This window comes from Stenotrophomonas rhizophila (genome assembly GCF_000661955.1).
GTDB lineage: Bacteria > Pseudomonadota > Gammaproteobacteria > Xanthomonadales > Xanthomonadaceae > Stenotrophomonas > Stenotrophomonas rhizophila.
On sequence record NZ_CP007597.1, the window covers coordinates 702,786 to 716,022 of the forward strand.

The following is a 13,237-nucleotide window of genomic DNA, read 5'->3' on the forward strand; positions in this document are numbered from 1 at the left end:
GGTGTGCGCCACCTCACGTTCAACCCCCACGTTCCGCCCGTTTCCACCGACCAACGGTCGGTGGCTACCCGGCGCGGTGGCGCTGCTCCCACATTCACAATTTGCTACAGACCCCGGTTTAGGCTGGAAATACGTGTTGCGCGGCGGTGGATGACAAAGCCCGCAACTTTCGGCACTGTCGTGTGGTCTGATCCGCACGCAGTCTCCCCCTTGGCAAGGTGCCATGAGCAAGTTGATGAAATTCAAAGCCCCCGCATTCCTGATGGCCCTGGCGCTCACCGCGCCGCTGGCACTGGCCGCCTATGCCGATTCGCCGGCGCTGCCGTCGGCGGCCACGGCCGACCAGGTGACAACCTCCAAGCTGGTGTACGGGCTGCTCTCGGACAGCCGCTATGCCTACCGTCCGCGCGCGCTTGACGCGGCCACCTCCAAGGACGTGTTCAAGCGGTACCTGGAGGCGCTGGACGGCAGCAAGCAGTTCTTTACCCAGGCCGACATCACCAAGTTCGCACCGTTCGAGGCGAACATCGCCACCGCCATCCGTGGCGGCGAGCTGGAGCCGGCGTTCCAGGTGTTCGCGGTCTACAAGCAGCGCGTGGGCGAGCGGGTCGGGTATGCCCGCAAGCTGCTCAAGCAGGACTTCGATTTCAGCAGCGACGAGAAGTTCGAGTACGACCGCAAGGACGTGCCGTGGGCGGCCAGCAATGCCGAACTCGATGACCTTTGGCGCAAGTCGGTCAAGAACGATTGGCTGCGCCTGAAGCTGGCCGGCAAGCAGCCGGCCGAGATCCGCAAGACGCTGGACAAGCGCTACGCGACGCTGGAAAAGTCGGTCAATGAGCTGAAGGGCGAGGACGTGTTCCAGTTCTTCCTCAACTCCTACACCAGCGCGGTGGATCCGCACACCGACTACTTCACCCCGCGCACCGCCGAGAACTTCAACCAGGCCATGTCGCTGTCGCTGGAAGGCATCGGCGCACAGCTGCAGCGCCAGGACGACATGGTGGTGATCCGCGAGGTCATCGCCGGCGGTCCGGTGGCGGTCAATGGCACGCTCAAGGCGGGCGACCGTATCGTCGGCGTCGGCCAGGGCAAGTCCGGGCCGATCGAAGACGTGATCGGCTGGCGCATCGATGACGTGGTGGCCAAGATCCGCGGCAAGGCCGACACCCAGGTGCGGCTCGAATTCATCCCGGCCGAGGAAGGCGTGGACGGCAAGCACCACACGCTGGTGCTGACCCGGCAGAAGGTGCGCCTGGCCGAGCAGGCTGCCAAGGGCGAAACGCTGACCATTCCGGCCAAGGACGGGGAACCGGCGCGCAAGGTCGGCGTGATCAAGCTGCCCACCTTCTACCAGGACTTCGAAGGCCGCCGCCGCAACGCCACCGACTATGCGTCGGCGACGCGTGACGTGGCCAAGCTGCTGGCCGGCTTCAAGACCGACAAGCTCGACGGCGTGGTGCTGGACCTGCGCAACAACGGCGGTGGTTCGCTGGACGAGGCGATCGAACTGACCGGCCTGTTCATCGAGCAGGGCCCGGTGGTGCAGGTGCGCGAGTCTGGCGGCCGCGTGACCGTCAACAGCGACCGCAGCGAAGCGGTGGCGTGGGACGGCCCGCTGGCGGTGCTGATCAACCGCGGCTCGGCCTCGGCGTCGGAGATCTTCGCCGGTGCCATCCAGGACTACGGTCGTGGCCTGGTGATCGGTGAGACCACCTTCGGCAAGGGCACCGTGCAGAACATCGTGGACCTGGACCGTTGGCCCACCGGGGAAGCCCAGCGCTACGGGCAGGTCAAGCTGACCATCGCCCAGTTCTTCCGCGTCAGCGGCAGCAGCACCCAGCACAAGGGCGTGGTGCCCGACCTGGCCTTCCCGGCCAGCGTGGACGCCAGCGAGTACGGCGAGAGCACCTACGACAACGCGCTGCCGTGGACCCGCATCGCCGCCGTGCCGCACACCCAGTACGGCAACTTCGGCCCGCTGCTGCCCAAGCTGGAAACCCGCCATGCCTCGCGCATCGCCGCCGACAAGGAGTTCCAGTGGTGGAACGAGGATGTCGAGCAGTTCCGCGCCGAAAAGGCCAAGAAGTACATCTCGCTCAACGAGGCCGAGCGCCGCGCCGAGCGTGAGAAGCAGGACAAGCAGCGGGTGGATCGCCAGGTGATCCGCAAGCAGCTGGGCCTGGATCTGGACCCGCTGGCCGACGACAGCAACGACGATGGCCTGACCGGCAACGAGCGTGACATCGTCAAGGATGCCGCCCGCGAAAAGGCTGCCGAAAAGCGCCCGGACCCGCTGCTGCGTGAGTCGGCGGCGATCCTGGCCGACGCGGTGAACCTGCTGGAAACCGACCGTCCGCTGTCGGCGCAGGTGCTGCCGCAGTCCACCGGCGTAGGCCGCTGGGCGGATTGAGGGCGGTAGCCGGGCATGAACCGGAAACAACGAAGGGCCGGCCAATGTGCCGGCCCTTCGCCGTTTAGACCCGGCACATACGCCGGGGTGGCTATGCTGGGCGCAGTCTGTCCTTGCAGGAGCGCGCATGCGCCTGTCCCAAGCAATCCCGGCGGGCCTGCTGGCCGTGTCGCTCACCGCCTGCGGCGGCCGCGCCGCCGACAGCACCCTGATCCGCGAATCCTTCGATTCGGGCGACACCTATTCGCGCACCGTGCCCGGCGCCCCGGCGCAGGCCTGCGAGGCGGCGCGCCGCACCCTGCTCAGCCAGGGCTATGCCATCGCGCGGTCCGACACGGCGGCGGTGGAGGGCAACAAGAACTTCCAGCCCCGCGATGACGAGCATGAGCAGCTGGTGCTGCGTATTTCCTGCGCGCCGCGCGGCGACCAGGCGCTGGTGTTCGTCAGTGCGGTGCAGGACCGTTACGCGTTGAAGAAGAGCCCGACCTCGGCCAGTGTCGGCGTGGGCGCGCTGGGCTCGGTGTCGCTGCCGTTCGGCAGCAACGACGACTCGCTGGTGAAGGTGGCCAGCAGCACCGTGCAGGACGCGCAGTTCTACCGCCGTTTCTTTGACCGCCTGCAGCAGTACCTGCCGGTAGTGCCGGCAACGCCGCCGCCCGCCCCCGTGGAGCCGACCCCCGCCGCACCGCCGGCCGCCGCACCGGCCCCGGTGCCCGAGCCAGGCCCCGCGCCGGCGGCCGATACCCCGGTGCCCGCGCACTGACCAGGCGGGCAGGGTGCCATCACCAACCGTAACGCGTCGATCGCGCCGGTGGCCGCAGATGCTGGTGGCCATGCTGTGCGCGGCGGCCATGGGTACCGTGACCGCCGCGCCGGGATCGACCTGCACGCAGGCGCTGCTGGAGGAACTGGGCTGGCGCTTCGTCGACGCGCCGGTGGCCACGCCGGTCATCCACGGCGGCCCGGTCTGCACGCGCGCCACGTTGCCGCAGGCGCAGCAGGCGGGCGACCTGCGGGTGCAGGTGCCACAGGCATGGACAGCCACCCAACGCGCCGCGTTGATGACCGGCTTGTTCGACACCCCGGCCACGCTGTGCGCCTATACGTTCAAGCTGGGCCAGGCCACGCGCCGGGCCACCACGCAGCTGCAGGACAATCCCGGTTACCGCTTCTCCGCCCTGCAGCTGGGCTGGATCGGTTTCGGTGCACGCGGTGCGCAGGCGCAGGGTTGGCAGCGCTTCCGCAGTTTCGGACGTGGCTACCAGCCGGCCGGCGCAAACAGCGCCGCGCTGCAGCACTTCTATGATGGCCGGGTGCGCTCCGAATGCGGGGTAGGGCGGCAGGTGGCGCAGCTGGCCACCCAGCGCGAGCTCTATGGCGATGCAGCGTTCGATACCGAGTTCAGCCCTGGCGAACTGTCGATCGGCACCTTCCTGACCCTGCATGACACCGACAGCATCCTGCTCGGCCGCCATGCCGGCGCGTTCCTCGCCGATGGCAAGGCGGTGAAGACCGCGCAGCTCGGCCGCCAGGCCTTCGTCGGCGCGCCCGGCTTCATCGAGCACGTGTTCGACAAAAGCTACCTGGACGACATCAACAACCAGGCCGAGAACTTCGTGGTGGTCGACGTCAGCGACGCGGCCGCCGAGTCGCTGCGCGCGCACGGCGGGTTTGCCCACTACGACACGATCAACCGCCAGATCTGGGCGCTGGCCCAGCGCATGCCCGGGCCGGGACCGCGCCGCTTCGAGCGGCTGCTGATCGAACGTGACCCGGTGTGGCGCAAGGGCCTGCCGCCGGAGCAGAAACCGCTGCTGGCCGAACTGGACGCGCTGCTGGACGATCCGTTCTACCAGGGGTTCGTGATTTACGTGCATCCTCGCGGTATACGTCCTGTGCGGTATCACATCGCACGCTTGCTCGACCGCAACCCGCGTACGCCGTTTGCCTTCGAACTGGGCCTGCACAACCTGCATACCACGCTGTACCGACGCTGGATCGACGCACGCCTTCGCCAGTGCGATTCCCCCTCGGCAGCACCCCCACACCACCACTACTGACACGCTGGAAGGAGATACATGGACATTGCAATGATCGGCCTGGGAAAGATGGGCGCCAACATGGCCGAGCGCCTGCATCGCGGCGGCCATCGGGTGATCGGCGTCGATCCCGGTGAGGGCGCGCGGGACAGCGCGGCCAAGCGCGGTTTCGAGGTCAGTGCCTCGATCGCCGATACGCTGGCGCAGTTGCCGGGGCCGCGCGTGGTGTGGCTGATGGTGCCCGCCGGCGTGGTCGACCAGACCCTGGCCGCGCTGGCCCCGCACCTGTCCGAGGGCGATGTGGTGATCGATGGCGGCAACTCGTACTACAAGGACTCGATGCGCCGCGCCGAACAGCTCAAGGGCGAAGAGGTCAGCTACATCGACTGCGGCACCAGCGGCGGCGTGTGGGGCCTGCAGGAAGGCTACAGCCTGATGATCGGGGGCGAGACGGCGGCCGTGGCGCAGGTGGGCGCGATCTTCCGCACCTTGGCGCCGGGCGAAGACCGCGGCTGGGCGCACGTGGGTCCCAGTGGCGCCGGCCACTTCTGCAAGATGGTCCACAACGGCATCGAGTACGGCATGATGCAGGCCTACGCCGAAGGCTTCGCGCTGATGCAGCACAAGACCGACTTCAACCTGGACCTGGCCCAGGTGGCCAAGGCCTGGCAGCACGGCAGCGTGGTGCGGTCGTGGTTGCTGGACCTGAGCGCCGATGCACTGGGCCGCAACCCGCAGTTGGACGGGATCGCGCCGTACGTGGAAGATTCCGGCGAAGGCCGTTGGACCGTGGCCGAAGCGATCGACCTGGACGTTCCCGCACCGGTGATCACCTTGTCCCTGCTCGAACGCCTGCGCTCGCGCGAGAAGAACTCCTTCAGCGACCGCCTGCTGGCGGCGATGCGCAACGAGTTCGGCGGCCACGCCATCAAAACAAGGTAGTGCCGGCCGCTGGCCGGCTCCCCGCCAACCCGCCAACCCGCCAACCCGCCAACCCACCACCCTGCGCCGACGCGCGCAGGGCGGTGGGACGCTAACCCAGATCCACCCGTCGCCCGCTGCGAGCACTCTCCGTGCCGGCCTCCAGCAGCCGCATCAGCTGCAGCGCTTCGGCCGCGCTCACCGTGGGCGCGCCGGTACCCTGCATCGCATCGCGGAACGCCGCATACAGGCGCCGATAGTCGCCCAGGGCGTTGTCCACGCTGGCCGGGTGTTCGTGGCCCGCGGCATCCACGGTGACATGCTGGCCATGCACCGGGTCCAGTCCCCAACCCGGCGCGCCCGGGGCGATGCCCTCGCGCAACTGGTCTTCCTGCACGTCGCGGCCCTGCTTGAGGTAACTGCCCCGGCTGCCGTGGACGGCAAAGCGCGGACGGGCGGCGGCCACCAGCGAGCCGGCATGCACGATGGCCCGGTGCCGCGGGTAATGCAGTACCGCATGGAAATAGTCGTCGCTGCGCGCACCGTCGCGTTGCGCCATCAGGTCGGCGCTGATCGCCTGCGGCCAGCCGAACAGCTGCAGCATCTGGTCAAGCAGGTGCGGGCCCAGGTCCATCCACAACCCGGCCCCGGGCGCATCGCTTTCGCGCCAGCGGTCGCGCACCTGCGGGCGGTAGCGGTCGAAGTGCGAGTGGCACTCGGCCACCTCGCCCAGCACGCCATCGGCCAGCAGCTGCTGCAGGGTGAGGAAATCGGCATCGAAGCGGCGGTTCTGGAACACGGTGACCACGCGCTCGGCGACCTGCGCGGCACGCACCACGGCGTCGGCCTGGGCCAGGTCCAACGCGAACGGCTTGTCCACCAGCACGTGCTTGCCGGCCTGCAGCGCGGCGATTGCCAGCGGTGCGTGTTCGGCGTTGGGCGTGGCGATGACCACCGCGTCCAGCGCGGGATCGGCGAACAGCTCGGCGGGGTGGTCGCAGATGCGCACGTCGGTGAAGCTGCGCAGCAGGCGGTCGCGCTGGGAACTGGCGATGCTGTGCAACGCCAGGCCCGGGGTGTGCTGGATCAGCGGCGCGTGGAAGACGCTGCCGGCCAGCCCGTAGCCGATCAATCCAACCTGCAGGGGCGTGGTCATGACGGGGACTCCAGGCATGCGGGCTGCACAGCGTAGCGCGGGTTGTTGCAGTGCGGAACCATGAACGGTTGTGCATCAACCTGAGCGGTTCACGGCGGCGTTATGTCTTGCCCACGTACTGCACACAGCCCGACACGGAGACTGGCCACACACCCAAGGAGACACCGAACATGACCAACACGACCCGTAATCTGCTTGCTGCTTCGCTGGCCCTCGGCATGGTGCTGGGCACGTCGTCGGCCATGGCCAAGGACCCGCCGAAGACCACCGATCATGCCGCCATGACCCATGCCGATACGCATGATTCGGCCGAGCCGGTGACCGACAGCTGGATCACCACCAAGGTCAAGACCGACCTGCTCACCAGCAAGAATGTGCCGGGTACCGAAGTCAAGGTGGAGACCGTCAACGGCGTCGTCACCCTGACCGGCACCGTGGCCAGCCAGGCCGAGCATGACAAGGCGCTGCGCGTGACCAAGGGCATCAAGGGCGTCAAGAGCGTCGATGCCAGCGGTCTGAAGGTCGCTGCCGCCGCTGCCAAGCGCTGATTCCCGCCGCTGTTGCAATGAACAGGGCGCGCCTTCGGGCGCGCCTTTTTTTTTCTCCCATCTGCGGGCAAACAGAAACGTGCTTGACGCTTTTCCGGCGCCGCCGTCGGCGGGTCGGGCGCTGGGACCCCATGCCCTTTCCGGCGAATGTCCTCCGGCGTCGGCCTGCGGCCGCCCCCTCCCCCTTTATTTCGCCTCCAAGGGCATGGGGCCCCAGCGCCCGACCCACCGACAGCGCCAGAAAAGCCTGGCTTCCCCTCCTTACCGCAAGCCGAGGCCCCGTAGCAGCCGGTAGGCTCCTGGGCAAAATAAAGGAGGAGGCCGCCCCGCGGCCGGGGGACATTTGCATCAGGGGCCTACCGGCTGCTACGGGGCCCTCACGCTCGCGACCGGCCCGGATCGGAGAAGCCAGCCGATCTGAACACACCCGGCCACCCGCGTGGCGTCGTGGCCGAAGAACCTTTTTTATCGGCGGCTGTGCAGGAACAGCGTTCGCTTAATTGTTCAGAAAAAAGGGCGCATCCTATTCACAATGCGCTGCGGTATATTGACGGCTTCGCCCGCGACGGCGTGCCAGGGAAGCCGAGGCTGCCGCGACAGGGCACCGCCGGCAACGGCATCGCACGGTGAAGAGGAACTATGGCGCTGGCTTTCAGTGATGAAATCTGGGATCGGTGGCGTTTGCCGGCGTTGGCATTGGCCGCGGCGGCGATCATCGTGGTGCCATGGGTCACCCTGCGAAAACTGTCCGACGACAATGTCCAGGCCATGCGCTGGGTCACCCATACCCAGGACGTCGGTGTGGCGGTGTACCAGCTGCAGGCCGACGTGCGCGATGTGGAATCGGCCGCGCTGACGATGTCCAAGGGCATCGATGCCCCGGGCCTGCGTGAGCGCCTGGGCCAGTCCAAGGACATCCCGCTGCGCCTGCAGACGCTGGCCGAACTGACCCGCGACAATCCCGAACAGCTGGTGCGCATCGGCCGCATCCAGTCGATGGTCGAGCGGCGCATGGAGGTGGCCAAACAGTTGGCCAAGGCCTCGCCCAACTCCGACCAGCGCGAGCTGGTCCAGGACCTGACCACGCGCTACCCGATCCGCGGCCTGATCGAGGAACTGCAGGCCAGCGAAGAGAAGCTGCTCGCGCAGCGCACCGCGACCTTCCAGAAGCAGCAGCGCCAAGGCGAGTTCGTGTCATGGACTGCCCTGGCCATCCAGCTGGCCCTGTTGGGCCTGGTGCTGTGGCTGCTCTATCGCCAGGCCGGCCATCGTGCCGCCGCCGAGCGCGCCTCGCAGCGTTCGGCCGCGCGTGCGGCCTCGGTGCTGCACACCGTGCGCGAACCGATCGTGCTGCTGGACCGCGAACTGAAGGTGCAGCTGCACAACCCGGCCTTCGCCGAGCTCTACGGCCTGGAAGAGGACGGCAGCGAAGTGCGGCCACTGGACAGCATCGGTGCAGGCGCGTGGAGCGATGCGGTGGTGCGCCAGCGCTTGACCGACGTGCTGCTGCGCGGCCGCGAACTGTGGGACTACGAACACGAACAGCGCACCGCCGACGACCAGGTGCGCACCATGTTGATCAACGCCCGCCGCATGCCCTTGCCCGACAAGGACGATGAAGTGGTGCTGATGACGGTCAGCGACGTCACCGTGCAGCGCGCCGTGCAGCAGCGCGTGGAGGAACTGAACCGGCAGTTGGAAGGCAAGGTCGAGCAGGTGTCCGAAGTGAACCGCGAGCTGGAAGCCTTCAGCTACTCGGTCTCGCACGACCTGCGCGCCCCGTTGCGTCACATCGGTGGCTTCTCGGACAAGCTTGCGCGCCACCTGGGCGACGATGCCGACGAAAAGTCGCTGCACTACCTGGGCGTCATCTCCAATTCGGCGCGTCGCATGGCGGCGCTGATCGACGACCTGCTGGTCTACTCGCGGCTGGGCCGCGCGGCGATGCGCATGCAGGCGGTGGACATGCAGTCGCTGGTGGCCGACACCCGCGCGATGCTGGACGCCAACGTACAGAGCGAGGCCGAAGAGACCGGCGTGGCGCGCCACATCGAGTGGAAGATCGCGCCGCTGCCGATCCTGGTCTCCGACGAAAACATGATGCGCCAGGTGTGGTTGAACCTGCTTGGCAACGCCATCAAATACTCCTCCACCCGCGATCCGGCCCGGATCGAGGTGGAGTACCAGCAACAACCCGACGGCGGCCACCTGTTCACGGTGCGCGACAACGGCGCCGGTTTCGACATGGCCTACGCCGCCAAACTGTTCGGCGTGTTCCAGCGCCTGCACAAGGCCAGTGAATACCCCGGCACCGGCATTGGCCTGGCCAGTGTGCGCCGCGTGTTGACCCGCCACGGCGGCCGCATCTGGGCCGAGTCGGCCGTCGACCAGGGCGCCTCCTTCCACTTCCTGCTTCCTCCTGCGCTCGACGCAATCAACAAAGGCTCCGCCGCATGACCGCTCTCCGCACCATCCTCCTCGCCGAGGACAGCCCTGCCGACGCCGAGATGGCCGTCGACGCCCTGAAAGAGGCCCGCCTGGCCAACCCCATCGTGCATGTCGAAGACGGCGTGGAAGCGATGGACTACCTGTTGCGCCGTGGCGCCTATGCCAACCGCGAGGAAGGCCTGCCGGCCGTCCTGCTGCTGGACATCAAGATGCCGCGCATGGACGGCCTGGAGGTCCTCAAGGAAATCCGCAACACCGACGAGCTCAAGCGCCTGCCGGTGGTGATCCTGTCGTCCTCGCGCGAAGAAAGCGACCTGGCCCGCAGCTGGGACATGGGCGTGAACGCGTACGTGGTCAAGCCGGTGGACGTGGACCAGTTCTTCGGTGCCGTGCAGACCCTGGGCAAGTTCTGGGCCGTGATCAACCAGGCGCCGGAAGTCGAATAACCCATGCCGCTGACTGGCCCCTCCCTGGGTATGTTGCGCGTCCTGCTGGTGGAAGATTCCCCGGAGGACGCCGAACTGATGTGCGAGCAGATGCTCGATGCGGGGCTTGAAGCGAGCTTCGAGCGGGTGGAGAGCGCGCGCGAATTACGCGACGCGCTGACCCGCTTCTCGCCGGATATCGTGCTGTCGGACCTGAGCATGCCGGGCTTTTCCGGCAACCAGGCGCTGGAAATCGTGCGTGCGTGGCATCCCGATGTGCCGTTCATCTTCGTGTCCGGCACGATGGGCGAGGAAAACGCGGTGGCCGCGCTGCACCAGGGCGCCAACGATTACATCATCAAGCACCAGCCGGCGCGTCTGCCGTCGGCGGTGGCACGTGCGGTGCGCGAGTCGCGCAGCACGATGGACCGCCAGCGGGTGGAAGCCGAACTGATGCGCGCGCAGCGACTGGAAAGCCTGTCGCTGCTGGCGGCCGGGCTCAGCCACGACCTGCGCAACATCCTGCAGCCGCTGTTGATCATGCCGGACCTGCTCAAGGCGCGCAGCGACGACCCGCAGCTGCATCACCTGGCCGACATCATCGCCGAGTGCGGCCGGCGCGGGCACGAGATGGCCGAATCGATGCTGTCGTTCGTGCGCGGTTCGCGCAAGCCGAGCGAGCACATCTGCATCGCGCACCTGTTCGAGGCCGTGGAGCTGCTGTTGCGCAGCAACCTGCCCAACAAGGTCAGCCTGCACCTGGATGTGGCCGACGACGGCCTTGGCGTGGACGCCAACTACACCGAACTGCAGCAGGTGCTGTTGAACCTTGCGTTGAATGGGATCCAGGCGATGCCGAACGGCGGTCGCCTGACCCTGCGCGCGTCGGCCGATGCGGGCGGGCAGGGCGAGGAGTGGTTGCGCATTTCGGTGACCGACGAAGGCACCGGCATGGATGCCGAGACCTTGTCGCATCTGTTCAATCCGTTCTTCACCACCAAGGCCAACGGTACCGGCCTGGGCCTGATTTCGTGCAAGCGGATCGTGGAAGGTGCCAACGGCAGCATCCATGTGGACAGCACGCCCGGTGTGGGAACGCGCTTCGACCTGCTGCTGCCGATGCGTGAAGTGCCGGCCGAGGGCGAAGCGGTCGACGCGCCGATCGCCGCCGGTGCGGGCCAGACCATCCTGGTGGTGGATGGCGAAGCCACGCGTCTGTCGCTGCTGGGCAATGCACTGTCCAGCCAGGGCTACCACCTGCAACTGGCATCGGACGGCGCTGCGGCGCTGCGCTGGATGCAGCAGGAGGCGATGCCTGCGCTGGTGATTGCCGACGCGGGCTCCAAACTGCTGTCGGCCAGCCATCTGCTGGGCGAGATGGCCGCGCTGGGCTACCGCGGTCCGGCGCTGGTGCTGGAAGAGGCCGACGTCACCGTGCCGCTGGCGGTGTTCCCGCCGATCATCAACGTGCACGTGCTGCGCAAGCCGTTGGAGATGCAGCAGGTGTTCCGCTCGGTCGCCGAGGCGTTGGAGACGGCGTAGCCGGGCGTGCCGTGTGCCGCGCGTGTGCCGACCAACGGTCGGCACCTACCCGGGTTCATTGAGCGGGTTCGCGTCGCCCCCGGATTGCACTGACCGGGACCGCATCGACCCCGACCGCGTCCACCCGGTAGGCGACCACCGTTGGTGGTCGCGCCGGGCGCGCGGTCATCGCCCTTCCCACGGGAATCCCGGCAGGCTGGCCACGGCCTGTTCCAGTTTGTGCGACCAACTCCCGTGGATTTCGGCGTACAGCGGCGAATCGCCGGCCAGACGCATGCGCTGGCTGATGCGCAAGTCGCCGGTGCGGATCAGCACCAGGTCCACCGGCAGGCCCACCGACAGATTGGAGCGGATGGTGGAATCCAGCGACACGATCGCGGTGCGCGCCGCGTCTTCCAGGCGCGTCTGCGGACGGATGATGCGGTCCAGGATCGGCTTGCCGTACTTGGATTCGCCGATCTGCAGGAACGGGGTTTCCGGCGAGGCGGCGATGGCGTTGCCCAGCGGGTAGATCATGTACATGCCGGGCTGTTCGCCGCCCACCTGGCCCCCCAGGATCAGCGTGGCCTGCGTATTGATGCCGTCGTGGCCGTGCTCGGGCGTGCTGGATTTGACCTGGCTGTCGACCAGGATGCGGCCCACGTACTCGGCCACCTCGAACAGGTGCCGGTAGGCGCACAGGTTCTGCTCGCGCTGTTCCTCCACGTCGCGCCGCAGCCGCGAGATCAGCAGCTGGGTGGTAGCCAGGTTGCCGGCGGCCATGATCACGAAGGCGGCCTGGCCCGGGAACTCGAACTCGTGCAGCTTGCGATGCACCCGCACGTCGTCCAGCGACGCGTTGGTACGGGTGTCGGCGGCGAAGACCAGGCCTTCGTCCACCTCGATGCCGACGCAATAGGTCATGTCGGTGTCCTATGATGTGCACCCCGATTCTATGCGCTGGCCCTGTTGGCCCGGTGTGGATTCGCCCCACGCATGCTGAATACCATGACCACTGTGCTCCTGAGCCTGGGTAGCAACCTGCAGCCGCAACAGCACCTTCACGCCGCGGTCGAGGCCCTGCGCGCGCGCTTCGGCGCCGTTGCGGTCTCTCCGGCCTACCGGACCGCCGCCGTCGGTTTTGACGGCCCGGATTTCCTCAACAACGCGGTGGCCATCGAGACCGACCTGCCGCTGGACGCGCTGGATGCCTGGCTGCATGCGCTGGAAGACGCACACGGCCGCGATCGCAGCGGCCCGCGCTTCTCCGACCGGACCCTGGACCTGGACGTGGTGTTCTACGGCGACCTGATCGTGGAAGGCCCCGGCCACCTGCGCATCCCGCGCCCGGAGCTCAAGCACGCCTTCGTGCTGAAGCCGCTGGCCGACATCGCGCCGACGTTCATCGACCCGGTCAGCGGGCTGGACCTGGCCACGCTGTGGCGCGCGCACCGCCAGCACGGCGACGCGTTCGAGACGATGGAGCTGTTGCCGGGGTAAGCGATGTAGCGCGGATGCCGGCCGCTGGCCGGCAACCCGCGATGCCCACCGTACCCGGTAGTGCCGGCCGCTGGCCGGCAACCCGCGATGCCGACCGTACCCGGTGGTCCCGGCCGCTGGCCGGCAACCCGCGATGCCTACCGTACCCGGTGGTCCCGGCCGCTGGCCGGCAACCCGCGATGCCGACCGTACCCGGTGGTCCCGGCCGCTGGCCGGCAACCTCGCGATGCCTACCGTACCCGGTAGTGCCGGCCGCTGGCCGGCAA

General features: G+C 67.8%; 11 protein-coding genes. 9 read left to right on the forward strand and 2 right to left on the reverse strand.

All coding sequences use genetic code 11. The annotated features are described in order from the left end of the window. Positions 1-235: 235 nt before the first annotated feature. The 4 genes from DX03_RS02980 to gnd all read left to right on the forward strand — a co-directional run bounded on the left by DX03_RS02980 (position 236) and on the right by gnd (position 5,394). Positions 236-2,413: a carboxy terminal-processing peptidase gene (locus DX03_RS02980; protein ID WP_038691811.1), complete on the forward strand. Its 2,178-nt coding sequence runs from the start codon at positions 236-238 to the stop codon at positions 2,411-2,413. Positions 2,414-2,540: 127 nt separating this feature from the next. Next, a complete protein-coding gene (locus DX03_RS02985; RefSeq protein ID WP_038686211.1) occupies positions 2,541-3,176 on the forward strand; it encodes a DUF2242 domain-containing protein in 636 nt (211 codons plus the stop codon). 58 nt (positions 3,177-3,234) lie between these two features. Further along, complete coding sequence (locus tag DX03_RS02990; RefSeq protein WP_038686212.1) at positions 3,235-4,473, forward strand: hypothetical protein; 1,239 nt, start codon at positions 3,235-3,237, stop codon at positions 4,471-4,473. A gap of 18 nt (positions 4,474-4,491) precedes the next feature. Beyond that, complete coding sequence (gnd, locus tag DX03_RS02995) at positions 4,492-5,394, forward strand: phosphogluconate dehydrogenase (NAD(+)-dependent, decarboxylating) (RefSeq protein ID WP_038686214.1); 903 nt, start codon at positions 4,492-4,494, stop codon at positions 5,392-5,394. 91 nt (positions 5,395-5,485) lie between these two features. On the opposite strand, the gene DX03_RS03000 is transcribed toward gnd, so the two are convergent. Beyond that, entirely contained in the window at positions 5,486-6,529 is a 1,044-nt protein-coding gene (locus tag DX03_RS03000; RefSeq protein ID WP_038686216.1) for an oxidoreductase, read from the reverse strand. 170 nt (positions 6,530-6,699) lie between these two features. On the opposite strand from DX03_RS03000, the gene DX03_RS03005 reads away from it, so the two are divergent. From DX03_RS03005 to DX03_RS03020, 4 genes are all read left to right on the forward strand, one after another. Further along, the gene (locus DX03_RS03005) at positions 6,700-7,077 is read left to right on the forward strand and encodes a BON domain-containing protein (RefSeq protein ID WP_038686217.1); all 378 of its coding nucleotides are present in this window, start codon (positions 6,700-6,702) and stop codon (positions 7,075-7,077) included. A gap of 639 nt (positions 7,078-7,716) precedes the next feature. Further along, positions 7,717-9,534: a sensor histidine kinase gene (locus DX03_RS03010; RefSeq protein ID WP_038686219.1), complete on the forward strand. Its 1,818-nt coding sequence runs from the start codon at positions 7,717-7,719 to the stop codon at positions 9,532-9,534. Next, positions 9,531-9,971, forward strand: coding sequence for a response regulator (locus DX03_RS03015; RefSeq protein WP_038686220.1), 441 nt, complete (start codon positions 9,531-9,533; stop codon positions 9,969-9,971). Before DX03_RS03010 ends, DX03_RS03015 begins: the two co-directional genes overlap by 4 nt. A 3-nt stretch (positions 9,972-9,974) precedes the next feature. After that, positions 9,975-11,492: an ATP-binding response regulator gene (locus DX03_RS03020; RefSeq protein ID WP_038686221.1), complete on the forward strand. Its 1,518-nt coding sequence runs from the start codon at positions 9,975-9,977 to the stop codon at positions 11,490-11,492. A gap of 165 nt (positions 11,493-11,657) precedes the next feature. On the opposite strand, the gene DX03_RS03025 is transcribed toward DX03_RS03020, so the two are convergent. Continuing rightward, positions 11,658-12,395, reverse strand: a complete 738-nt coding sequence (locus DX03_RS03025; protein WP_038686223.1) for a proteasome-type protease — start codon at positions 12,393-12,395, stop codon at positions 11,658-11,660. Between the two features lie 84 nt (positions 12,396-12,479). Here DX03_RS03025 and folK point away from each other — a divergent pair, with 84 nt between their 5' ends. Then, positions 12,480-12,971 carry a 2-amino-4-hydroxy-6-hydroxymethyldihydropteridine diphosphokinase gene (gene folK / locus DX03_RS03030; protein WP_038691813.1) on the forward strand — a complete coding sequence of 164 codons (492 nt, stop codon included), beginning with the start codon at positions 12,480-12,482 and terminating at the stop codon, positions 12,969-12,971. Positions 12,972-13,237: the final 266 nt, after the last annotated feature.